Genomic DNA, 21,813 nt, shown 5'->3' with positions numbered 1-21,813 from the left:
CGGGGCCTTTTTCGTCAGGCCAGGGCCAGAAGGCTCGCGACATAGGCGCCGTAGGCCAGGAACAGGATCCCGCCCTCGCGCCGCCCGATCCGCCAGCCCGTCATGGCGAAGACCACGAGCGCGGCGGTGGCGGCCAGCATGACCCAGATGTCGAAGCGGATGATCTCCACCGGCACCGCCAGCGGATGCGCCAGCGCAGTGAGCCCGAGGATGCCGAGGATGTTGAAGATGTTGCTGCCCACGATGTTGCCGAAGGCCACGTCGCCCTCGCCTTTCCGGACCGCGATGATCGAGGTTACGAGCTCCGGCATCGAGGTCCCCACGGCCACGACCGTTAGGCCGATCACCGTCTCCGAGATGCCCAGCGCACCCGCCACCGAGATCGCCCCCGTCACGAGGAAGCGCGCCCCGATGATGGTGATCGCGAGACCACCCACCGCGGTCAGGATCAGCCGCCCCATGCTCTGGGCCGGCGGCGCGACGACCTCCGCCTCGGAGGCATAGACCTCGCCGGCCGCGGTGCCTCCGGAGCGCTCCTGCCAGAGGGTGAAGGTGAGGTAGGCCAGCAGAAGCACGAAGATACCGCCGCCCAGCCCCCGGCCGATATCGCCGAGTACGACGAGGCCGAGACAGATGAGCGTCGCGGCGACCAGAACGGTCCCGTCGCGCCGGAAGGCGGCTGGCGCCACCACGATCGGCCGCATCAGCGCGGCGAGACCCAGGATCAGCAGGATGTTCCCGATGTTGCTCCCGACGATATTGCCGACCGCGATCCCGGGCGACCCGGCGAAGGCCGCCTGCAGGCTGGTGACGAGCTCCGGCGTGGAGGTCCCGAACCCGACGAGGGTGAGCCCGATGACGAGGGGCGGAATGCCCAGCCGCTGGGCGATGCCCACGGAGCCGCGCACGAGGAGTTCGCCGCCCGCGACAAGGCCCAAGAGGCCCAGGCAGAGATAAACGATGTCGATCACGATGAGTGTGTCCCTTGGCCCCGAGAGCGGGGCCAGCGGCAAATCGGTGCTGCTGCGCCGAATTCAAGCATCTGACCTCCTGCAATCATTCCCGTTCCTCCGTTTCGGGCACAAATCTTTCAGGCGTCTCACGTTCCCGTTTCAGTCATGGACGCTAAGTCTCCGCTGCATCAAGATTTCGCCGACCACGGAGACCCCCGATGCTCGACGCCGCCGCCCGCAAGCTGATCGACCCGCCGCTCAACGCGGCCGGGGCGCGGCTGGCGCGGATGGGGGCCACCGCGGATACGGTGACGCTGACCGGCCTCGCCCTGGGTCTTCTGGCCTGCGTGGCGATCTGGGCCGGAGCCTTCGCCCTCGCGGTCGCACTGATCCTGCTCTCCCGCATCGCGGACGGCCTGGACGGGGCGGTGGCCCGCGCCTCGCGCAGGACGGATTTCGGCGGCTACCTCGACATCGCGGCGGACTTCGCCTTCTACGGCGCCGTCCCGCTCGCCTTCGCGCTTCACGACCCGGAGAACGCCCTTCCCGCAGCCTTCGTGCTGACCAGCTTCTACGTCAACGGCACGAGCTTCCTCGGCTACGCCATCCTCGCCGAGAAACATCGGATGGAAACCGACGCCCAGGGGCTCAAGTCGCTCTACTTCTCCAACGGGCTTCTGGAGGGGACCGAGACCATCGGGTTCTTCCTCCTGATCTGCCTCTTCCCCACCGCCTTCGGGCCGATTGCCTGGATTTTCGGAAGTCTCTGCTTCCTCACCGCGATCCTGCGGGTGGCCGCGGCCTCCCGCGTGTTTCAAGACCGAAAGGATACCTGATGCGTTCCGCTCTCCTTGCCTCGACCCTGCTGCTTGCACCGCTCGCGGGCCAGGCGCAGACCGATCCCTCCGACTGGGAAGCCGTGCTTCAGGCCGCGGACGGTCAGACCGTCTACTGGCACGCCTGGGGCGGCTCGACCACGACCAACGATTTCATCTCCTGGGCCGGTGACCGCGTCGCCGAGGACTACGGCGTCACCGTCGAGCACGTGAAGCTCACCGACACCGCCGACGCCGTTACCCGCGTCCTGTCGGAGCGCGAAGCCGGGCAGGACGAGGACGGCGCGGTCGACCTCATCTGGATCAACGGCGCGAACTTCGCCTCGATGAAGGAGCAGGACCTGCTCTTCGGCCCCTGGGCCGAGCAGCTGCCGAGCTGGGAATACGTCGATACCGAGGGCAAGACGGTTCAGACCGACTTTACCGTCCCCACCGAAGGCTACGAGGCGCCCTGGGCCATGGCGCAGGTGGTCTTCATGTACGACAGCGCCGACATGGAGCCGCAGCCCTCGATGGAGGCCATCGCCGACTGGGCCGCTGCCAACCCGGGGCGCTTCACCTACCCGCAGCCGCCCGACTTCCTCGGCACGACCTTCCTCAAGCAGGCACTGATCGGACTCGTCGAGGACCCCGCCGTCCTGCAGCAGCCCGTCTCCGAGAGCGACTACGAGGCGGTCACCGCCCCGCTCTGGGCCTACCTCGAGGAGCTGACGCCGAACCTCTGGCGCCAGGGCCGCGCCTACCCGCAGACCGGCCCGCGGCAGCTCCAGCTGATGAACGACGACGAGATCGACCTCGCCATCAGCTTCTCGCCCAACGAGGCCTCGACCGCGATCGCGAACTTCCAGCTGCCCGAGAGTGTCCGGACCTTCGTGCTGGAGGACGGCACCATCGGGAACGCCAGCTTCCTCGCCATCCCCTACAACTCCGGCTCCAAGGAAGGCGCCATGGTGCTGGCGAACTTCCTGATGTCCCCCGAGGCGCAGCTCCGCGCGCAGGACCCCGAGGTGCTGGGCTACGGCACCGTCCTCGACACCGATGCCCTCCCCGAAGAGCAGGCCCGCGCCTTCGAGACCCTGCCGCTCGGCATCGCCACCCTCTCGCCCTCCGAGCTCGGACAGGTGCTCGACGAGCCGCACCCCTCCTGGGCCACCGCCCTCAACGAGGACTGGCAGGAGCGCTACGGGACGAACTGAGCATGCGCGACGTCGCCCGTCGGGCGGAGGAGCGCGCGGACCCGTGGCGCCTCCGCCCCCTGCCGCTGCTGACCCTCGCGGCGATGCTGGGCCCCGTCGCCGCGGGGCTCTGGTGGACCTTGGCGCCAGCCACCGGCCTCGACGAGGGCAGGCTCTCCGCCGGGGCCTTCCGGGCCGTCGCCGATTGGCCCGGCATCGCCGAGGCCACCCGACTCTCGCTCGCCACCGGCCTCATGGCCACGCTCGGCGCGCTCGGCATCACCACGCTGATCCTCGCCGGCTGGTCCGGCACCCGCGCCTTCGCCGCGCTGGAGCGCCTGCTCTCGCCGCTCCTCGCCCTGCCCCATGCCGCCGCGGCCTTCGGCATCGCCTTCCTCATCGCGCCCTCGGGCTGGATCGCCCGCGCCCTCTCACCCTGGCTCACGGGATGGGAGCGCCCGCCCGACCTGCTCATCGTGCAGGACCCCTGGGGCCTCGCCCTCACCGCCGGGCTGGTGGCCAAGGAGGTCCCCTTCCTTCTGCTGATGAGCCTCGCCGCCCTGCCGCAGACCCGGGCGCCGGAACGGCAGCGGGTGGCGCAGGCTCTTGGCTACGGGCGCGTCACCGGCTTTCTCAAGACCACCTTTCCCGGCCTCTACGCCCAGATCCGGCTGCCGGTCTACGTCACGCTGGCCTACTCCATGTCGACGGTCGACGTGGCCGTCATCCTCGGCCCGAACACGCCGCCCACGCTCTCCGTCCAGATCGTGCGCTGGATGTCGGATCCCGACATCGCCATGCGCGACCTCGCGGCCGCCGCCGCCCTCTGGCAGTTCGCCCTGGTGGCCGGGGCCATCGCCCTCTGGCGCCTGGCCGAGATCGCGACCGCCGCGCTCGGTCGCCGCTGGATCGCCACCGGCAGCCGGGGCGCCGCCGACCCCGCCCTGCGCGCGGCGGGCTATCTCACCGGCCTCGCCTCCGCCGCCGCGGTGATCGCGGGCCTCCTCGGCCTCGCCCTCTGGTCGGTCGCCGCGCGCTGGAGCTTCCCCGAGGCCCTGCCGGAGGCGCTGACCGCGCGCAGCTGGATGCGCCACGGCCCCGGCGCGCTCGACAGTTTCGCCGTGACCGCGCTCATCGCCGCCATCGCCACGCTCGCCGCGCTGGTGCTGACCGTCGGCAGCCTTGAGGCCGAGACCCGCCACGGGTTGCGCCCCTCGCGCGCGCTCTGGCTGCTGTACCTGCCTTTGCTGATCCCCCAGACGGCCTTCCTCCCCGGCGTCCAGATCGGACTTCTGTCGGTTGGCCTCGACACCGGCCTCGGTCCCGTCATAGCGACGCATATCGTGTTCGTGCTGCCCTACGTCTTTCTCTCCCTCGCCGGTCCCTGGCGCGCCTTCGACCCCCGGACGCTCACGGTCGCCGCCACCCTCGGCGCCGGGCCGGACCGGACGCTCTGGCGCATCCGCCTGCCCATGCTGATCCCGGCCCTCCTGACCGCCGCCGCCGTGGGCACCGCCGTCTCGGTCGGCCAGTACCTGCCCACCCTCCTCGCGGGGGGCGGGCGCGTCGCGACCCTCACCACCGAGGCCGTCGCGCTCGCCTCGGGCGGCGACCGGCGCGCCATTGGCGTCTGGAGCCTCACGCAGACCCTCGTCGCCTTCCTGCCCTTCGCCCTGGCCCTCGCCGTCCCCGCAGTCCTCTTCCGCAACCGGAGGGGCATGGCGCATGGATAAGGGACTGCGGCTTGAGGAGGTGACGATCTCCAAGGGAAGCGACAGGCTCCTCTCCGTCAACGAGGTCATCGCGCCGGGCGAGGTGCTCAGCGTCATGGGCCCCTCCGGCGCGGGCAAATCCACGCTGCTCGCCTTCCTGACCGGCACCCTGCCGCGCGGCTTCCGTGCCACGGGCCGGGTCATCCTCGACGGGCACGACATCACCGCGGCCCCGCCGCACAAGCGGCGCATGGGCCTGCTCTTCCAGGACGCGCTGCTCTTCCAGCACATGTCCGTCGGCCAGAACCTCGCCTTCGGGCTCGCCACCGGCACACCCGACCGCCGCGCCCGCGTGACCGAGGCGCTCTCCGAGGTCGACCTCTCGGGCTACGAGGACCGCGACCCCGCCACGCTCTCCGGCGGCCAGCGGGCGCGCGTCGCCCTGATGCGGATGCTGCTCTCGGACCCCTGCGCCCTGCTGCTCGACGAGCCCTTCTCCGGGCTCGACGCCGACCTTCGCGCCCAGGTCCGCCGCATGGTCTTCTCCCGCGCCATGGCGCGTGACCTGCCGGTGCTGCTCGTGACCCACGACGCCGAGGACGCCCGCGCCGCCGAGGGCCGCATCCTGCGCATCGGCTGACTTGCCGCGCCGGCAGCCGGCTCCTATCACCAGGGGATGACCAACCCTCTCTTCGATCGCCTTTTCGCCGCCCATGCCGACAGCGCGGCCCCCTTCCTGCTCCGGCCCGACGGGACGCCCATCGCCTACCGCGACTTCCTCGTCCGCGCGGCGCGTCTCGCCCATGCCCTGAGCGGCCTCGGGTTGGAGCCGGGAGACCGCGTCGCGGTCCAGATCGACAAGCACCCCGACACCCTGGCGCTCTACGCCGCCTGCGTGCAGGCCGGCCTCGTCTACCTGCCGCTCAACACGGCCTACACGCCACAGGAGCTCGACTACTTCGTCGGCAACTCCGGCGCCGCGCTTCTCGTCACGACCGAAGCCTCGGCGCCAGCCCTCGTCGAGATCGCCGCGCGCCACGGGGCGCAGGCCCAGACGCTGGAGGACGGTACGGGCACGCTCTCGGACCTCGCCGAGGGTCAACCGGACAGCTTCCGGACCGTGTCGCGCGCGGAGGACGACCTCGCTGCCATCCTCTACACCTCGGGCACCACCGGCCGGTCGAAGGGGGCGATGCTCACGCAGGCGAACCTGCTGTCGAACGCGCTCACCCTCGCCGAGGCCTGGCGCTTCACCGCGGAGGACGTGCTGCTTCACGCGCTGCCCGTCTATCACACGCACGGGCTCTTCGTGGCGACGAACACGATACTCGCGACCGGCGGGGCGATGATCCTCCTGCCGAAGTTCGACGCGGACGAGATGATCCGCCTGATGCCGCGGGCCACGACGATGATGGGCGTGCCGACCTTCTACACCCGGCTGCTCGGACGCGAGGACTTCACCCGTGAGCTGGCCGAGGGCATCCGCCTCTTCGTCTCCGGATCGGCCCCGCTGCTGGCGGAGACGCACCGGGACTTCGAGGCCCGCACAGGCCACCGCATCCTCGAACGCTACGGCATGACCGAGACCAACATGTCCTGCTCCAACCCCTACGAGGGCGAGCGCCGTCCCGGCACCGTCGGCCCGCCCCTGCCCGGTGTGGAGGCGCGGGTGCGGGGCGAGGACGGCGCGGTCCTGCCCGACGGGGAGATCGGCGTGCTGGAGGTGCGCGGCCCGAACGTCTTCCGGGGGTACTGGCGGATGCCCGAGAAGACGGCCGAGGAGATGCGGGAGGACGGCTTCTTCATCACGGGCGATCTCGCGCAGATCTCTGAGGACGGTTACGTCACCATCGTCGGACGGGCGAAGGATCTCGTGATCTCGGGCGGGCTCAACGTCTACCCCAAGGAGGTCGAGGAGGCGCTGGACGCCCTGCCAGGCGTGGTCGAGAGCGCGGTGATCGGCGTGCCTCATCCGGACCTCGGAGAGGCCGTCGTCGCGGTGGTCGTCGCCGGCCCCGCCGAGCCGCCCTCGCCCGAGGCGCTGGCGTCAGGTCTCTCCGGCCTTGCCCGATTCAAGCAGCCGCGGCACTACGCCCTTGTCGAGGAGCTGCCGCGCAACACCATGGGAAAGGTGCAGAAGGCGCAGCTCCGGGAGACCTTCGCCGGCCTCTTTAACGATGGTTAACAAATCTCCTCGTTAAGAGTTTTCCCAAGAATTTTCAAAGGGATGACACTCCGTCCAAACTTGGACAGACCGCCGGGGGCCGGCCAGAGGGCCGCCCCCTTCCTTTCAAGGCCTAGCTGCCGTATCACCCCCGCAATCCGGATCAAGGAGCCAAGACATGGGCTACAAAATCGCCGTCGTCGGCGCCACGGGCAACGTGGGCCGCGAAATGCTCGCCATCCTGGCCGAGCGTGAATTCCCCGTCGACGAGATCGTCGCGCTCGCCTCGCGCCGCTCGCTCGGCACCGAGATCAGCTTCGGCGACCGCACGCTGAAGACCCAGGATCTCGAGCAGTTCGACTTCACCGGCTGGGACATCGCGCTCTTCGCGATCGGCTCGGACGCGACCAAGACCTACGCCCCCAAGGCCGCCAAGGCCGGCTGCGTGGTGATCGACAACTCCTCGCTCTACCGCTACGACCCCGACGTCCCGCTGATCGTGCCGGAAGTGAACGCCGACGCGATCGAGGGCTATTCCAAGAAGAACATCATCGCCAACCCCAACTGCTCCACCGCGCAGATGGTGGTGGCGCTGAAGCCGCTGCATGACCGCGCCCGCATCAAGCGCGTCGTGGTCTCCACCTACCAGGCCGTTTCCGGCGCCGGGAAGGAAGGCGTCGACGAGCTCTGGAACCAGACCAAGGGCGTCTACGTGCCCGGTCAGGAGGTCGAGCCCGAGAAATTCCAGAAGCAGATCGCCTTCAACGTCATTCCCCACATCGACGTCTTCATGGAAGACGGCCAGACCAAGGAAGAGTGGAAGATGGTCTCGGAGACCAAGAAGATCGTGGACCCCTCGATCAAGGTCACCGCCACCTGCGTCCGCGTGCCGGTCTTCGTCGGCCACTCCGAAGCCGTGAACCTGGAGTTCGAGGACTTCCTCGACGAGGACGAGGCCCGCGACATCCTCCGTGAGGCGCCGGGCATCATGGTCGTCGACAAGCGCGAGGACGGTGGCTACGTCACGCCGGTCGAATGCGTCGGCGACTTCGCCACCTTCGTGAGCCGCATCCGGCAGGATCCGACCATCGAGAACGGCCTCAACCTCTGGGTGGTCTCGGACAATCTCCGCAAGGGCGCCGCGCTGAATGCGGTGCAGATCGCCGAGGTGCTGGGCAACCGCATCCTCAAGAAGGGCTGAGACCGGCCCTGTCGCTGTCGTCGAGCACCTCGACGTCTCCGGGATCCGTGGTGCGGGCGCGGTAATCGAAGCGGCCCAGCGCCTCCCCGGGAAACGGGGCGCGAAACCGGCGGGCGAGCCTGTTGAGCCTCGCCCCCACATCCGAGGCCTTGCACAACCGGGCCCCGTTCTGCGCGGCAAAGAGCGCCAGTCCGCCGCCCGCTTCCCTCAGCACCACGCCTTTCGCCCGGCAGCGGCGCATCAGGTCGGGCCAGTCCCGCGCCTCCGCGAAGTCGCGGGAGAACTTCGCCCGCATCAGGTCGAGCAGGCGCTCGTCCGCCCGGACGGGCGACCTCGCGCGGCGGTGCGCCCGCGCCAGTTCCGACGTCAGAGCGTCCTTCAGCAGCTGCTGGATCGTGATTTCCCGGGCATCCGCGACGTCGCGCGCCGCGCGGAGGAGCGCCGGGTCGAGGCTGAGTGTGACGGCCGTGTCCATGGCGGCATGGTAGTCCGCCAGGGTGAACCAATGCTTAAACCGGGGTGAAGTCCCTTGCCTCCGGGTCCCAGGTCTCCAGCCCCCCTTCGCCGATGTGCGTCCAGAGGCCGTGCAGCTTGAGCATGCCCTCGTCGCAGGCCGCCTTCACGAAGGGGAAACTCATGAGGTTCTCGAGCGAGACCAAAACCGCCTGCTTCTCCAGCGCCCGGAGCCTCTCGGCGTCCTCTCCCGCCTCCAGCCGCTCGTAGCCCGGCCGAAGCAGGTCCATCCAGCGGCCCACGAAGCTCGAAGTCTCCTCGAGCGCCGGCGCCTTGCCCTCGCACATGTCGTAGCAACCCTGGACGCCGCCGCACCCCGAGTGCCCCAGCACGATCAGGTGAGAGACCTTCAGCGCGGTCACCGCGTACTCGATGGCGGCCGAGGTCCCGTGCTGGGCCCCGTCCGGCTCGTAGGGCGGCACCAGATTCGCGATGTTGCGATGGATGAAGAACTCGCCCTGGTCGGCCCCGAAGATCGACGTGACGTGCACGCGGCTGTCGCAGCAGGAGATCACCATCGCGCGCGGCCGCTGTCCCTCTTCGGCCAGGCGGCGGTACCAACTCTTGTTCTCGGCGAATGTGGTGGCTTTCCAGCCGTGGTAGCGCTTGACGAGGTACTCGGGCAGCGGGCGGATCGCGTCCATCGGATATCTCCCACCCGTTCGGGCGATTGACCGGAATTGAACCGGTTTTTGCGGATATTTCGTGCAGTAATGGCGCGGCCTTCACGCGATGACAACCGCGGGCGCCTATGCCGGCGCCGATGACGACGCAGCCGAAGGATACCGTGCAAGAGGGCCCAGGGGCGGTCGCGCCCGCGGCACTCGCGCCACGCGAGCCCGTGCAGTTCGACACGCGCCCGCTCGTCCGTCTCTTCGCCGAGCGCGGAGAGACCGCCGCGGAGGAGGCCGTCTGCACCCGGCTGGAGGAGATCAGCCTCCGCCTGCGGCGGCTGGAGCGGGCCTTCGCCTCCCATGATCTCGCCCGGATCGCCCTTTCGGCCGAGCGGCTGGGCGAGCTCGCCGGTGCGATCGGCCTCACGTCGGTGCGTGCCGTCGCCCGCCACGTCGCGGAGGCGGCCCGCTCCGGCGACGGCGCCGCGCTCGCGGCCACCCTCGCACGGCTCACCCGCGTCACCGACCGGTCCCTGGCCGAGATCTGGGATCTCGAGGATTGACCGCGCGACAGCCCGCCTTGCCGCCCGTCCGGCCCGGCAATAGGCTCCGCCCGACCCAGGATGGAGAGCCCATGTCCCCGCGTTTCGCCGCGCCGTCCGAGACGGCCCGCCCGATCCACGTCACGTCGCCCGAGACCCTGAAGCAAACGCTCGACGGCCTGCCGGAGACGGCCCGCTCCTGGGTCGACTCGCAGAACTTTTCCGCGGGGCCGGGAGAGATCCTCGCCCTTCCCGGCCCGGACGGACGCGTCGTCGCGGCGCTTGCCGGTCTCGGCGCCGAATCCGCGCGCCCCCGCCACCGGTTCGCCTTGGCCCGCGCGGCCAGCGCCCTCCCCGGGGGCGACTGGCGGTTCGATGGCGACCTGGACCCCGATGCGGCGACGGAGGCTTCGCTCGGCTGGCTGCTCGAAGGTTACCGGTTCGACCGCTACAAGTCGCAGGAGGCGCCGAAGGCCCGGCTCGTCGCGCCGGAGGGGATCGACGCCGCCCGGGTCGAGGCGATGGCCGAGGGGGAATACCTCACCCGCGACCTCATCAACACGCCCGCCTCCGACATGGGACCGGACGAACTGGAAGTGGCCGCCCGCGCCCTCGCCGAGCGCTTCGGGGCGGAGATCGAGGTCACGACGGGCGATGCCCTGCTCGATGCCAACTTCCCGCTGATCCACACGGTCGGGCGCGCGGCGCCCCGTGCGCCCCGGCTCATCGACCTTCGCTGGGGCGACAGCGGGCCGACTCTGACCCTGGTCGGCAAGGGAGTCTGCTTCGACACCGGCGGGCTCAACCTGAAGCCGGGCGCCTCCATGGGCCTGATGAAGAAGGACATGGGCGGTGCGGCCAACGTGCTGGGCCTCGCCCACATGCTCATGGCGACCGGTTCCGAGATCCGGCTGCGGGTCCTCATCCCGGCCGTCGAGAACGCCGTCTCCGGCAACGCCTTCCGGCCCGGCGATATCCTGACATCGCGCAAGGGCCTGACCGTCGAAATCAACAACACCGACGCCGAGGGACGACTCGTGCTGGCCGATGCGCTGGCGCTCGCGGACGAGACGCCGTCGGACCTCGTGCTCTCGATGGCGACGCTCACGGGCGCGGCGCGAGTGGCGGTCGGCCCGGACCTGGCCCCGTTCTACGCGACCGAGGACCGGGACGCGCAGACCCTCTCCGGCGCCGCGGTCCATGTGGCCGACCCGGTCTGGCGGATGCCCTTCCACGAGCCCTACGAGGCCATGATCGAACCCGGCATCGCAGACCTCGACAACGCTCCGTCCGGCGGGATGGCGGGCTCGATCACCGCGGCGCTCTTCCTGCGCCGCTTCGTCACCGAGACGCCGCGCTACATGCATTTCGACATCTACGGCTGGTGCCCGACTCCGGCACCGGGCCGCTCGAAGGGTGGGGCGCTGCAGGGTGCCCGTGCGCTCTTCCAGGCCATGCCGGAGTTGCTGGCAAAGTGACCGACCGGCGGGAGACACCGTCGAACGGGCGTGTCGCCCATGTCTCCCTCCGCGGGCGGTCCGAGGCCGACCGCTTCGTCGAGGGCGAGCGCCGGCGCGTCACCGCGCCCGTCACGGCAATCCGGCGCGGACCGGACGCCGGTACGCCGCGCGAGAGGGAGCTCGTTTTCGGCGAGGGCTTCCTCGTTCTGGACGAGGAGGGTGACTACGCCTTCGGCATGGCCGAGCGCGACGGTTACGTTGGCTACGTCCTTCTAGGCACGCTTGGCCGGTCGGCGGCAGAGCCGACCCATCGCGCCGCGGTCCGCAGCTACGCGAAGGCCCGGCCGGAGCTCAAGTCGGGCGAGGAGGTCATGCAGGTTTCCCCCGGTGCTCTGGTCCGGGTCAGTGCGACCCACCCCGGCGGCTGGACCGAGATCGACGACTGGACCGGTCCGGAGGGCGCCGCATTCTTCGTACCGTCGGTGCACCTGGCGCCCCTTGGTAAAACGGAGACCGACCCGGTCGCTGTGGCCGAGCGGTTTCTCGGGACGCCGTATCTCTGGGGCGGCAATTCGCACCTCGGTATCGATTGCTCGGGCCTGGTACAGGTCGCCTGTCTCGCCTGCGGCATCCCCTGCCCAGGGGACAGCGACCAGCAGGAGGCCCACCTGGGCACGAGACTCCCCGAAGACGAGTCGCTGCGCCGGGGCGACCTGGTTTTCTGGCCCGGCCACGTCGCCTGGGTCGCGGATGCGGCCCGACTGCTGCACGCCAACGCGCACAGCATGTCCGTCGCCTACGAGGAGATCGAGCCGGCCCTCGCCCGGATCGACCGCCAGGGCGACGGGCCGGTCACCTCGCGGCGCAGGCTCTAGAGCCGCTCCAGCGCCAGCGCGATGCCCTGGCCGCCTCCGATGCACATGGTGACGATGGCGCGCTTGCCGCCTGTCCGCTCCAGCTCGTAGAGCGCCTTGACCGTCAGGATCGCGCCGGTCGCCCCGACAGGGTGGCCAAGCGCGATGGCGCCCCCGTTGGGGTTCACGCGCTCCGGGTCGAATCCGAGGGCGCGGGAGACGGCGATCGCCTGGGCGGCGAAGGCCTCGTTCGATTCGACGAGGTCGAAATCGCCCGCCGAAAGACCGGTCTTCTCGAAGAGCGCCTCTACGGCCGGAACCGGTCCGATGCCCATGACCTCGGGCCGGACCCCGGCGACGGCGTAGCCGAGGATACGCGCCTTCGGGGTCAGGCCGTCACGCTCCGCGGCGTCGGCGCGGGCCAGGACCAGCGCGGCGGCCCCGTCGTTGATGCCGCTGGCATTGCCGGCAGTGACCGAACCGTCGCGGCGAAAGGCCGGACGGAGCCCCGCGAGCGCCTCGGCCGAGGTCTGCTTGGGATGCTCGTCCGTCTCGAAGGTGACCTTACCCTTCCGGGTCTCCTGCACCACCGGCACGATCTGATCGGCGAACCGACCCTCGGAAATGGCGCGCGCGGCCCGGGTCTGGCTCTCGAGCGCGAAGGAGTCCTGATCCTCGCGGCTGACGCCATGCTCGGCCGCCACGTTCTCGGCGGTCACGCCCATGTGACCCGTGCCGAAGGGGCAGTTCAGCGCGCCCAGCATCATGTCGAGGGATTTCACGTCGCCCATCTTCGCGCCCCAGCGCTGCTGCGGCACGATGAAGGGGCTGCGGCTCATGCTCTCGGCCCCGCCGACGAGCGCAAAGTCGGCATCGCCCAGAGCCAGCGCCTGCACGCCGGAGACGACCGCCTGCGCCCCCGAGCCGCAGAGCCGGTTCACGTTCATCGCCGGCACGGTGTCCGGGACACCCGCCTCCATCGCGGCGACGCGGCTGAGGTACATGTCGCGCGGCTCGGTATTGATGACGTGGCCGAAGACGACCTGCCCCACGCGATCCGCAGCTACGCCCGCGCGGTCGAGGGCGGCGCGGGACGCGGTGGCGGCGAGCTCGATCGGCGGAACGGCGGCGAGCGAGCCGCCGAAGGTTCCGATCGCCGTGCGCGCGGAGCCGAGGATCACGATGTCGGTCATGGCGGGTCTCCCTGTTCGGCCCCCAACCTACCTGCTGCGTCCTGTCGCTTCAGCCGGAACGTGGGGTCACGGCGCCGTGAAGAACTGCGTCCTTTCAGCCGCATTTTGTGGCCGATCCGCCGCAGGTCGGCTTGACCGGAAACGCCCGCCGAAGATCATCGACGATGGGCATCAACTGGAGACTGCCCGAATGAACCGAGCTGCCACCTTGGATCACATCCGCCCCCTTGCCGTCGCGCCGCCCCGCGGGCCGCGACCGGGTCGGCGTTCGTGCGTCGGGACCCTCCCATGAGCTGGCCGGTCCTGCTCTTCTTCCTGCTTCAGGGCGTGGTCTTCCTGGTCTGGGCGGCGCTCGCCTTTCGCACGCTGTTCCACCTGCGGACGCGTGCGGTGCAACGGACGGGCCGCATCTTTCCGGGGCCCGCAAGTTTCTTCAGCACGATGTCCGACTGGGTGCGCGACCCTCAGCAGGCCGAGTCGCGGCGGATGCTTCTATCTGCCACGGTCCTGATGGCTCTCCTGTCCCTCGTCTCGGCCTTCGCCTGACTTTCCCCCTTCGCCCGGCGTGTTAGGTCCCGCAGCGAAGAACCGGGGAGTCGCAGGTGCTGAGGGTCGAAGGGGTCGAGAAGAGCTATCCGGGCGCGGAGGGGCCGGTACCGGTCCTGCGCGGTGTCGATCTGGCGCTGGCCCGTGGAGAGACCCTGGCGCTGACCGGCGAATCGGGATCGGGGAAGTCGACGCTGCTCCACCTGACCGGCGGACTGGAGACACCGGATGCCGGGCGGATTTTGATCGGCGATGAAAACGTGGGCACTCTCTCCGACCGGGGGCGTGCCCGCCTCCGGCGCGAAACGGTCGGCGTCATCTTCCAGCAGTTCAACCTGATCCCCTCCCTCGATGTCGCCTCCAACATCGCCTTCCAGGCTCGGCTCGCGGGCCGCCACGACCCGGAGAGAACGCGGGAGCTCGCGGAGGGGCTGGGCCTATCGCCGCATCTCGCCAAGTACCCGGAGCAGCTCTCCGGCGGCCAACAGCAACGCGTCGCCATCGCCCGCGCGCTCGCCGCGCGGCCCGCTCTCGTCCTGGCGGACGAGCCGACGGGCAACCTCGACGAGACCACCGCGGAGACCGTGCTGGCGGCCATGCTGACCCTCGTGCGCGAAAGCGGCGCGGCGCTCCTGATGGTGACGCATTCGGACCGGCTCGCCTCGGCGATGGAGAGGCGACTGCACCTGGAGAAGGGAGTGATCGCGTGACCCGGGAGGGGCTCCGGGCGCTGCTGTCGCACTGGCGGAGGAACCCGCTCCAGGCCTTTACACTCGTCGCCGGGCTCGCCCTCGCCACGGCGCTCTGGTCCGGCGTTCAGGCGATCAACGCCGAGGCCCGCGCGAGCTACGATGCCGCGGCCGCGACGCTGGGCGAGGGTCGCTTCGCGCAGATCGTCGACTCGGATGGCGGCGAAATCCCGATGGACACCTTCGTCGAGCTCCGGCGTTCGGGCTGGCTTGCGAGCCCGGTGATCGAAGGCCGGTTGAACGGCGTGAGGATCGTGGGGCTCGACCCCCTGACCGCCCCCGGTGGCCTGGGCCCGGTGAACCTCGACTCGGGCACCGAGGTAGGCACATTCCTGGGCGGAGAGGGCCAGGTCTTCGGCCAGACCGAAGCGCTCGACGCCATCGGCGACCTCGGCCCCGAGCGCGTCGCTGACCCGGACGTCGCGCCGATGACTGTCGTGACCGACATCTCGGTGGCGCGCGAGTTGCTCGGACGGGACGGGGCAAACCGGCTGATCCTGTCGCCGGATCAGCCGATGGGACGACCGGAGCTGTCGGAAATCGCGCCGGGACTGTCCCTGCGCCCCGCACAGGGCGGCACGGATGTGGCCCGGCTGACCGACAGCTTCCACCTCAACCTCACCGCATTCGGCTTTCTCAGCTTCGCGGTCGGGCTCTTCATCGTACACGGCGCCATCGGCCTCGCCTTCGAGCAGCGTCGTCCGATGGTCCGGACTCTCCGCGCGGTCGGCATGCCGCTCAACCGGCTCGTCTGGCTGATGGCGGTTGAGCTTCTCGGGATCTCGCTGCTGGCCGGCCTGATCGGCGTCGCGCTCGGCTACGTCATCGCGGCGGCACTATTGCCGGATGTGGCGGCCACGCTCTCCGGCCTCTACGGCGCGCAGGTGTCGGGCACGCTCGAGCTGCGTCCTGTCTGGTGGCTGGCCGGCCTCGGTATCTCGGTTCTCGGCACCGCGGCGGCGAGCACGGCGGCGCTGAGGGACATCGCCCGGATGCCGATCCTCGCCTCCGCCCGGCCCCGCGCCTGGGCCATGCGGCAGGCCGGAGGGCGGTGGCTGCGCATCGGCGGAGCGGCCGGGCTGGTGGCGCTCGCGGCGGTACTGGTGGCCGTCACCGAGGGTCTGGCCCCGAGCTTCGCCGCCTTGGGCGCACTCCTGGTCGGCGCGGCACTCGCTCTCCCCCTGGTCCTCGACGCCTGCCTCGCGCTCGCCGCACGCGGCGCGCGAAGCGCTCAAGCCGAGTGGTTCTGGGCCGACACCCGCCAGCAGCTGCCGGGCCTCTCGCTCGCGCTCATGGCGCTGCTTCTTGCCATGGCGGCGAACGTCGGTGTCTCGACGATGGTCTCCTCCTTCCGACTGACCTTCACCGGCTTCCTCGACCAGCGCCTCGCCGCGGAACTCTACGTCACCGCCGAGGACGAGGCGCAGGCGGAGCGGATCACGGAAGTCCTCTCCCCTGAAGTTCGCGCGATCCTGCCGGTACAATGGGTCGAGCGGGACGTCGCCGGATTGCCGGCCGAGATCTACGGCAACCGGGACGATGCGACCTACCGGGAGAACTGGGTATTTCTCGAGGCGCGGGAGGGCGCCTGGGAGACTGTCTTTGCGGGTGAGGGGGCGGTCATCAACGAACAGCTCTACCGCCGTGCCGGACTGTCGCTGGGAGACGAGATCGCCGTTGGGCCCGGCACCCGCCTGCCGGTGGTCGGCGTGGTCGGTGACTACGGCAACCCGATCGGACAGGTGATCGTGGCCGAACCGCTGTTTCAGCGCCTCTATCCGGAGGTGACGGCCCAACGCTACGGCCTTCGCACGGACCGGCCGCAGGAGATCCGCGACCTCCTGCGCGAGGACCTGGGCCTGCCCGAGGGGCAGATCGTCGACCAGTCGTCGATCAAGGCGTTCTCGTTGCAGGTCTTCGAGCGGACCTTCACCGTCACCGGCGCGCTCAATGTTCTGACGCTGACCGTCGCTGGCTTCGCGATCCTCATGAGCCTGCTCACGCTCGCCGCCCTCCGGCTGCCGCAGCTCGCGCCGGTCTGGGCGCTCGGCCTGACGCGGAAACGGCTGGGTGGGCTGGAAATGATCCGCGCGGTCATGCTGGCGCTGCTGACGACGCTCGCCGCCCTGCCGCTGGGCCTCGCCCTGGCCTGGATCCTTCTGGCCCGGGTCAACGTTGCGGCCTTCGGATGGCGACTGCCGATGTATCTCTTTCCCGCCGACTACGCGGTGCTCGCCGGTTTCGCGGTGCTTGCCGCGACGCTGGCCGCGCTCTGGCCCGCCCGCAGGCTGGCGCGGACACCGCCCGGCGAACTGCTCAAGGTCTTCTCCAATGAACGCTAGATGGCTGATCCCCGCGCTCTGGCCGGGCCTCGCGCTGGCACAGGGCTTCGCCGGTCTCGGCACGGACTCCGAGGGTTACGCGACACCCACGCCGGATTCGGAGTTCACCTTCCCGGCCGACCACGGCGCGCATCCCGGTTTCCGCATCGAATGGTGGTACGTGACGGCGACGCTGGAGGCCGCCGACGGCACGCCCATGGGCGCGCAGTGGACGCTCTTCCGAACGGCGATGGCCCCCGGCGGTGCGGCGGAGGCGCAGGTCTGGATGGGCCACGCGGCGGTCACGACACCCGACGAACACTATGTCTCGGAACGCCTCTCCCGCGGCGGGCTCGGAACGGCCGGTGTCGAGACCGAGCCATTCGACGCCTGGATCGACGAATGGCGCATGTGGGGACCGTCCTTCGACGACCTGCGTCTTGCCGCCTCGGCGCCCGACTTCGCCTACGACCTTTCCCTCGAGGCGCAGGGGCCGCTGATCTTCCATGGCGAGGACGGTTACTCGGTGAAGTCCTCCGAAGGACAGGCCAGCTACTACTACTCCCAACCCGCCTACGCGGTGGAGGGGACGGTCACGCTCCCCGAGGGCCGGGTCGAGGTCACCGGCGAGGCCTGGCTCGATCGCGAGTGGTCTTCCCAGCCGCTGTCGGAGAACCAGGAAGGCTGGGACTGGTTCTCGCTCTCGCTGGGCGAGGCGAAGGTCATGGGCTTCCGGCTGCGCGGAACCGAGGGCGGCAGTTACACCTCCGCCACCTGGATCGAGGATGGCGCCACCGCCTATCCCGATGGCGCCTTCACTGCCGAGCCGCTGGCGACCGCCACGGTGGCGGAGCGCGAGATCCCGGTGCGCTGGCGCGTCACCCTCCCAGACCGCGGCCTCGACGTGGAGGTCGAGGCCCTGAACCCGCAGGCCTGGATGTCGACCTCCTTCCCGTACTGGGAGGGTCCGGTGAGCGTCACCGGCAGCCATGAGGGCCGGGGCTACCTGGAGATGACCGGATATGAGTGACTACGACACCACCGACGCGATGCTCGACGCAGCCTGGGCCCAACTCGACCTCGGCGCGCAGGGACCGCAGACCGGTACGCACTGGCCGGTCCTCGCCACGATCGACCCCGAGGGCCGGCCACAGCAGCGCACGCTCGTCCTGCGCGGGGCGGACCGGGCCGCCGGCATGCTCACGCTCATGACCGACGCGGACTCCGCCAAGGTTCGCGAGCTGCGTGACCGCCCCCGGGCCTCTGTCCTGACCTGGGACGCCGAGAGCCGCCTGCAACTGCGCCTGGCCTGCACCGTCACGCTGCGCGAGAACGACCGGGACGTCTGGAGCGGCCTCGGCGAGACCGCCCGGCAGAACTACGGCAAGACGCCGCCCGTTGGCACGGAGATCGCCGCGCCGCTCGACTACGAGATCACGCCCGCGCCCGGGAACCTCGCCATCCTCCGCCTGACCGTCGAATCGCTGGAGGTCCTGCACCTAGGTGAGACCCATCGCCGCGCCGTCTTCTCGCGCAAGGAGGACTGGCGGGGGCGCTGGCTCTCTCCCTGATCCGGGGGTAAGGCTCGGCCATGCAGGCGACCATTCCCCTGACGCGCGACATCGTCCTCGTGGGCGGCGGACATACCCATGCCCTCGTGCTGCGCAAATGGGGCATGGCCCCGGTCCCTGGGGTCCGGCTGACACTGATCGACCCGAACCCGGCCGCCGCCTATTCCGGGATGCTGCCCGGCTACGTCGCCGGTCACTACGGCCGCGACGAGCTCGACATCGACCTCGTGCGCCTCGCCCGCTTCGCCGGCGCTCGCCTGATCCTCGCTGCGGCCGACGGCATCGACCTCGTCGCGCGCGAGGTCCGTGTCCCCGGACGCCCTGCCGTGGGCTTCGACGTCTGTTCCCTCGATATCGGCATCACCTCCGACATGCCCCAGATCGAGGGCTTCGCCGAGCACGCCGTTCCTGCCAAGCCTCTCGGCCCCTTCTCCCGCCGCTGGTCCGCTTGGCTGGAACAGGCCGGGCAACCCCGCATCGCGGTCATCGGCGGCGGCGTCGCCGGGGGGGAGCTGGCGATGGCCATGGCCCACGCCGTGCGCGGACGAAACGCAACGATCCGGCTGATTGACCGGGGCGAGATCCTCGACGATTTCAATCCCCGACCTCGAAATGCACTCGTGGATGCGGTGACGGGCCTCGGTATCGAGCCGGTCGAACAGGCCGAGATCGCGCGCATCTCCGCCGACGGCGTGCACCTCGCCGACGGCACGCTCATCGAGGCGGACTTCGTCGCCGGCGCCGCCGGGGCGCGTCCGCACGGCTGGCTGGATGGAGCGGGCCTCGACCTGCACGACGGCTTCGTCAGCGTCGGCCCGACGCTGCAAAGCTCCGATCCCCGCGTCTTCGCCGCCGGCGACTGTGCGCATCTTTCCCACGCACCGCGTCCCAAGGCGGGAGTCTATGCCGTCCGCGCCGCGCCTGTCCTGTTCGAGAACCTGCGCGCGGCGGTGACCGGCGGCAGGATGCGCCGCTACCGGCCACAGCGCGACTACCTCAAGCTGATCTCCCTCGGCGGGAAACGCGCCCTCGCCGAGCGCGGCGGGCGGCAGCTCTCGGGCGCGCCGATGTGGCGGTGGAAGGACCACATCGACCGACGCTTCATGCGCCGGTTCGACGATCTGCCGGAGATGACCTCGGACCTCCCGCCGCTGGTGGCAGAGGGCGTTTCCGAGACGCTCGGCGGCGCGCCCCTCTGCGGCGGCTGCGGTGCCAAGATCGGGCGCGGCACGCTGGGCCGCGCCGTCGCCGCCCTTCCCCGCCGCCGGGACGACGTGGAGAGCCGCCCCGGCGACGATGCCGCGATCCTCAACATGGGCGGCGTCCGGCAGGTCGTGACCACCGACCACCTGCGCGCGGTGACCGAAGACCCGGTCCTCATGACCCGGATCGCGGTGATCCACGCCCTGGGCGATATCTGGGCCATGGGCGCCGCGCCGCAGACCGCGCTGCTCTCGCTGATCCTGCCGCGCATGTCCTCCGACCTGCAGGCCCGAACCATGGCCGAGATCATGGCGACCGCGGACGAGATGCTCGCCGCCGAAGGGGCAGAGATCGTCGGCGGCCACTCCACCATGGGCGCCGAGATGACCCTGGGCGTCACGCTCACCGGCCTCGCGCCCGAACGGGCGATCACCCTCGCCGGGGCCCAGCCCGGCGACGCGCTGATCCTGACGAAGCCGCTCGGGACGGGCGTGCTCCTCGCCGCGGAGATGCGCGGGCTGGCCCGGGGCGCGGACGTGGCGCAGGCCTACGAGGTGATGACCCGAAGCCAGGGCGAGGCCGCGCGGGCGCTGTCCGGGGCCCATGCCATGACGGACGTCACCGGGTTCGGGCTTGCGGGCCACCTCATGGGCATCTGCCAGGCCTCCGGCGTTGGAGCCGAGCTCGACCTCGACGCCGTCCTGCTCCTGCCCGGCGCGCTCGATCTCGCGCGGCAGGGGGTCCGCTCGACGCTCTGGCCGGAGAACCGCACCGTGCTGCCCGAGGCGCCCGACGATCCCCGCGCCGACCTCCTCTTCGATCCGCAGACTTGCGGCGGGCTGCTCGCGGCCGTCCCAGACGGCCCGGCCGTCCTCTCTGCGCTCGAAGCCACCGGGACCCGGGCCGCGCAGATCGGCCGCGTCACCGACGCGCCCCCCGGCATCACCCTGCGCTGAGCCGCTCGATCTCCCGCGCCAGCCGGTCCGCCGCATGGTCGAGCCCCGCCGCGTCCAGTCTCTCCGCCTCGACCCGGGCCGAGGTGCGCACCCCGATCGCCTCGCGGGACTTGGCGTAGGCCGGGTCGTAGTGCGTCTCCATCAGCGACCGGGCCAGGGCCTTCACCTCGCCCGCCTTCAGCTGCCGCCGCCAGGTCTCGACCGCCTCGTGCCCTCGCAGCCGGGCGAGCGGGGCGAAGCGGGCCTCAAGCTCCTCGGGCTCCGACCAGACGTCGGCATAGGCCTCGACGAGATAGGCCGCCCGCGCCGCCAGCGGGGCGGTAATCTCCACCCGGTCCGCGCGCTTCATCGCCGCCCAGAGCGCGGGCGGGATCAGCCGCTCGCCGACCTTGTTGCTTTCGGCCTCCACCACGAGCGGCCGCGCGGGATCGAGCCGGGACAGCTCACCAGCCAGCGCCGACTCGAAGGCCTTTTGCGAGGGCTGTCCCCCGGCCCGCGCGCCAAGGAGAGAGCCCCGGTGATTGGCGAGCCCCTCGAGATCGATCACCTGGACGCCCCGTTCGGAGAGCCGCGGCAGCAGGTCGGTCTTGGCCGTCCCGGTATAGCCGTCGAGCAGGATCACCCGCTGCTCCAGCGCCTCGTCGTAGAGCGCCTTGTGAACCAGCCGCCGGTAGCTCTGGTAGCCGCCCGCGATCGTTTCCGAACGCCAGCCGATCTCCTTCAGGAGGTAGGAGAAGCTCCCCGACCGCTGGCCGCCCCTCCAGCAGTAGACGAGCGGCCGCCAGCCGCCCTCCTTCCCGCGCAGCGGCCCCTCGACGTGGCGCGCGGCGTTGCGAAAGACCATGGCGGCGCCGATCTTGCGGGCGAGGAATGGCGACTGCTGGACGTAGATCGTGCCCACCTCGGCCCGCTCCTCGTTCGACAGGACGGGCATGTTGATCGCGCCCGGGACACGGTCCTCCTCGAACTCGGCGGGAGAACGGACGTCGATGACGCTGTCGTAGTCATGACCGAGGAGCTCGGCGAGGGTCTCGAAGGTGCGGGCCATGCCCCCTCCTAGCCGCTCCCCGCGCCGGACAGAAGGGCCGGCGGCCTCGCGTCCAAATTTGGACGCCCGGTCAAGCCATTGATTGGATTATAAAAAGCGCCCATCCATCTTCTGGGCGGAAATATCCCGGGGTGAATGGCGCATCGCGCCAGAGGGGCGGAGCCCCTCCTGCCGCCCGGGTTCCGCCGCAGGCGGGGCGCGG

General features: G+C 70.5%; 20 protein-coding genes. 15 read left to right on the top strand and 5 right to left on the bottom strand.

The window, feature by feature from the left end:
- Positions 1-14: 14 nt before the first annotated feature.
- Positions 15-971, bottom strand: a complete 957-nt coding sequence (locus F3S47_RS14725; protein ID WP_223877838.1) for a calcium/sodium antiporter — start codon at positions 969-971, stop codon at positions 15-17.
- Between the two features lie 200 nt (positions 972-1,171).
- Here F3S47_RS14725 and F3S47_RS14720 point away from each other — a divergent pair, with 200 nt between their 5' ends.
- The 6 genes from F3S47_RS14720 to F3S47_RS14695 all read left to right on the top strand — a co-directional run bounded on the left by F3S47_RS14720 (position 1,172) and on the right by F3S47_RS14695 (position 8,041).
- Positions 1,172-1,789, top strand: a complete 618-nt coding sequence (locus F3S47_RS14720) for a CDP-alcohol phosphatidyltransferase family protein (RefSeq protein ID WP_150446034.1) — start codon at positions 1,172-1,174, stop codon at positions 1,787-1,789.
- Positions 1,789-2,985: an ABC transporter substrate-binding protein gene (locus tag F3S47_RS14715; protein ID WP_150446033.1), complete on the top strand. Its 1,197-nt coding sequence runs from the start codon at positions 1,789-1,791 to the stop codon at positions 2,983-2,985. Before F3S47_RS14720 ends, F3S47_RS14715 begins: the two co-directional genes overlap by 1 nt.
- 2 nt (positions 2,986-2,987) lie before the next feature.
- A complete protein-coding gene (locus tag F3S47_RS14710; RefSeq protein WP_150446032.1) occupies positions 2,988-4,697 on the top strand; it encodes an ABC transporter permease in 1,710 nt (569 codons plus the stop codon).
- Positions 4,690-5,316 (top strand): ATP-binding cassette domain-containing protein, encoded by a 627-nt coding sequence (locus F3S47_RS14705; protein WP_150446031.1) that lies wholly within the window; start codon positions 4,690-4,692, stop codon positions 5,314-5,316. The genes F3S47_RS14710 and F3S47_RS14705 overlap by 8 nt, the downstream gene beginning before the upstream one ends.
- Before the next feature lie 36 nt (positions 5,317-5,352).
- Entirely contained in the window at positions 5,353-6,861 is a 1,509-nt protein-coding gene (locus tag F3S47_RS14700) for a malonate--CoA ligase (RefSeq protein ID WP_150446030.1), read from the top strand.
- Between the two features lie 157 nt (positions 6,862-7,018).
- A complete protein-coding gene (locus F3S47_RS14695) occupies positions 7,019-8,041 on the top strand; it encodes an aspartate-semialdehyde dehydrogenase (RefSeq protein ID WP_150446029.1) in 1,023 nt (340 codons plus the stop codon).
- On the opposite strand, the gene F3S47_RS14690 is transcribed toward F3S47_RS14695, so the two are convergent.
- Positions 8,028-8,516, bottom strand: a complete 489-nt coding sequence (locus tag F3S47_RS14690; protein WP_150446028.1) for a hypothetical protein — start codon at positions 8,514-8,516, stop codon at positions 8,028-8,030. The genes F3S47_RS14695 and F3S47_RS14690 overlap by 14 nt on opposite strands.
- Before the next feature lie 34 nt (positions 8,517-8,550).
- Positions 8,551-9,198, bottom strand: coding sequence for a carbonic anhydrase (locus F3S47_RS14685; protein WP_150446027.1), 648 nt, complete (start codon positions 9,196-9,198; stop codon positions 8,551-8,553).
- Positions 9,199-9,317: 119 nt separating this feature from the next.
- Here F3S47_RS14685 and F3S47_RS14680 point away from each other — a divergent pair, with 119 nt between their 5' ends.
- The 3 genes from F3S47_RS14680 to F3S47_RS14670 all read left to right on the top strand — a co-directional run bounded on the left by F3S47_RS14680 (position 9,318) and on the right by F3S47_RS14670 (position 12,045).
- Positions 9,318-9,731 (top strand): hypothetical protein, encoded by a 414-nt coding sequence (locus F3S47_RS14680; protein ID WP_150446026.1) that lies wholly within the window; start codon positions 9,318-9,320, stop codon positions 9,729-9,731.
- Positions 9,732-9,802: 71 nt separating this feature from the next.
- Positions 9,803-11,188 carry a leucyl aminopeptidase family protein gene (locus F3S47_RS14675; protein ID WP_150446025.1) on the top strand — a complete coding sequence of 462 codons (1,386 nt, stop codon included), beginning with the start codon at positions 9,803-9,805 and terminating at the stop codon, positions 11,186-11,188.
- Positions 11,185-12,045 carry a C40 family peptidase gene (locus tag F3S47_RS14670; protein ID WP_150446024.1) on the top strand — a complete coding sequence of 287 codons (861 nt, stop codon included), beginning with the start codon at positions 11,185-11,187 and terminating at the stop codon, positions 12,043-12,045. The genes F3S47_RS14675 and F3S47_RS14670 overlap by 4 nt, the downstream gene beginning before the upstream one ends.
- Here F3S47_RS14670 and F3S47_RS14665 read toward each other — a convergent pair.
- Entirely contained in the window at positions 12,042-13,217 is a 1,176-nt protein-coding gene (locus tag F3S47_RS14665; protein ID WP_150446023.1) for an acetyl-CoA C-acyltransferase family protein, read from the bottom strand. The two genes, F3S47_RS14670 and F3S47_RS14665, sit on opposite strands and share 4 nt — an antisense overlap.
- A gap of 288 nt (positions 13,218-13,505) precedes the next feature.
- Between F3S47_RS14665 and F3S47_RS14660 the strand changes: the two genes are divergently transcribed.
- Genes F3S47_RS14660 through selD form a run of 6 tightly spaced genes read left to right on the top strand, consistent with a single transcriptional unit; the run spans position 13,506 to position 20,563 of the window.
- Complete coding sequence (locus F3S47_RS14660) at positions 13,506-13,763, top strand: hypothetical protein (RefSeq protein WP_150446022.1); 258 nt, start codon at positions 13,506-13,508, stop codon at positions 13,761-13,763.
- A 56-nt stretch (positions 13,764-13,819) separates the two neighbouring features.
- Complete coding sequence (locus tag F3S47_RS14655) at positions 13,820-14,473, top strand: ABC transporter ATP-binding protein (protein WP_150446021.1); 654 nt, start codon at positions 13,820-13,822, stop codon at positions 14,471-14,473.
- Positions 14,470-16,854 carry an ABC transporter permease gene (locus F3S47_RS14650; RefSeq protein ID WP_150446020.1) on the top strand — a complete coding sequence of 795 codons (2,385 nt, stop codon included), beginning with the start codon at positions 14,470-14,472 and terminating at the stop codon, positions 16,852-16,854. The genes F3S47_RS14655 and F3S47_RS14650 overlap by 4 nt, the downstream gene beginning before the upstream one ends.
- Positions 16,844-17,863, top strand: coding sequence for a lipocalin-like domain-containing protein (locus F3S47_RS14645; RefSeq protein WP_150446019.1), 1,020 nt, complete (start codon positions 16,844-16,846; stop codon positions 17,861-17,863). The genes F3S47_RS14650 and F3S47_RS14645 overlap by 11 nt, the downstream gene beginning before the upstream one ends.
- Positions 17,856-18,404, top strand: coding sequence for a pyridoxamine 5'-phosphate oxidase family protein (locus F3S47_RS14640; RefSeq protein ID WP_150446018.1), 549 nt, complete (start codon positions 17,856-17,858; stop codon positions 18,402-18,404). Before F3S47_RS14645 ends, F3S47_RS14640 begins: the two co-directional genes overlap by 8 nt.
- A 20-nt stretch (positions 18,405-18,424) precedes the next feature.
- Positions 18,425-20,563: a selenide, water dikinase SelD gene (gene selD / locus F3S47_RS14635; protein WP_150446017.1), complete on the top strand. Its 2,139-nt coding sequence runs from the start codon at positions 18,425-18,427 to the stop codon at positions 20,561-20,563.
- Here the strand turns inward: selD and mnmH are convergent.
- Entirely contained in the window at positions 20,550-21,611 is a 1,062-nt protein-coding gene (mnmH, locus tag F3S47_RS14630; RefSeq protein WP_150446016.1) for a tRNA 2-selenouridine(34) synthase MnmH, read from the bottom strand. The genes selD and mnmH overlap by 14 nt on opposite strands.
- Positions 21,612-21,813: the final 202 nt, after the last annotated feature.

The organism is Histidinibacterium aquaticum, from assembly GCF_008710275.1.
In the GTDB taxonomy this organism is placed as follows: Bacteria; Pseudomonadota; Alphaproteobacteria; order Rhodobacterales; family Rhodobacteraceae; genus Oceanicola; species Oceanicola aquaticus.
Note: the sequence above shows the minus strand (reverse complement) of the source record. Positions and strands in the feature narration are given on the sequence as shown.

Excerpts from the sequence above, each read along its gene's own strand:
- F3S47_RS14640 (WP_150446018.1), top strand. The coding sequence starts at position 17,856 with ATGAGTGACTACGACACCACCGACGCGATGCTCGACGCAGCCTGGGCC.
- F3S47_RS14695 (WP_150446029.1), top strand. The coding sequence starts at position 7,019 with ATGGGCTACAAAATCGCCGTCGTCGGCGCCACGGGCAACGTGGGCCGC.
- F3S47_RS14685 (WP_150446027.1), bottom strand. The coding sequence starts at position 9,198 with ATGGACGCGATCCGCCCGCTGCCCGAGTACCTCGTCAAGCGCTACCAC.
- F3S47_RS14680 (WP_150446026.1), top strand. The coding sequence starts at position 9,318 with ATGACGACGCAGCCGAAGGATACCGTGCAAGAGGGCCCAGGGGCGGTC.
- F3S47_RS14705 (WP_150446031.1), top strand. The coding sequence starts at position 4,690 with ATGGATAAGGGACTGCGGCTTGAGGAGGTGACGATCTCCAAGGGAAGC.
- F3S47_RS14665 (WP_150446023.1), bottom strand. The coding sequence starts at position 13,217 with ATGACCGACATCGTGATCCTCGGCTCCGCGCGCACGGCGATCGGAACC.
- F3S47_RS14720 (WP_150446034.1), top strand. The coding sequence starts at position 1,172 with ATGCTCGACGCCGCCGCCCGCAAGCTGATCGACCCGCCGCTCAACGCG.
- F3S47_RS14690 (WP_150446028.1), bottom strand. The coding sequence starts at position 8,516 with ATGGACACGGCCGTCACACTCAGCCTCGACCCGGCGCTCCTCCGCGCG.
- F3S47_RS14715 (WP_150446033.1), top strand. The coding sequence starts at position 1,789 with ATGCGTTCCGCTCTCCTTGCCTCGACCCTGCTGCTTGCACCGCTCGCG.
- F3S47_RS14710 (WP_150446032.1), top strand. The coding sequence starts at position 2,988 with ATGCGCGACGTCGCCCGTCGGGCGGAGGAGCGCGCGGACCCGTGGCGC.
- selD (WP_150446017.1), top strand. The coding sequence starts at position 18,425 with ATGCAGGCGACCATTCCCCTGACGCGCGACATCGTCCTCGTGGGCGGC.
- F3S47_RS14700 (WP_150446030.1), top strand. The coding sequence starts at position 5,353 with ATGACCAACCCTCTCTTCGATCGCCTTTTCGCCGCCCATGCCGACAGC.
- F3S47_RS14660 (WP_150446022.1), top strand. The coding sequence starts at position 13,506 with ATGAGCTGGCCGGTCCTGCTCTTCTTCCTGCTTCAGGGCGTGGTCTTC.
- F3S47_RS14645 (WP_150446019.1), top strand. The coding sequence starts at position 16,844 with ATGAACGCTAGATGGCTGATCCCCGCGCTCTGGCCGGGCCTCGCGCTG.
- mnmH (WP_150446016.1), bottom strand. The coding sequence starts at position 21,611 with ATGGCCCGCACCTTCGAGACCCTCGCCGAGCTCCTCGGTCATGACTAC.
- F3S47_RS14675 (WP_150446025.1), top strand. The coding sequence starts at position 9,803 with ATGTCCCCGCGTTTCGCCGCGCCGTCCGAGACGGCCCGCCCGATCCAC.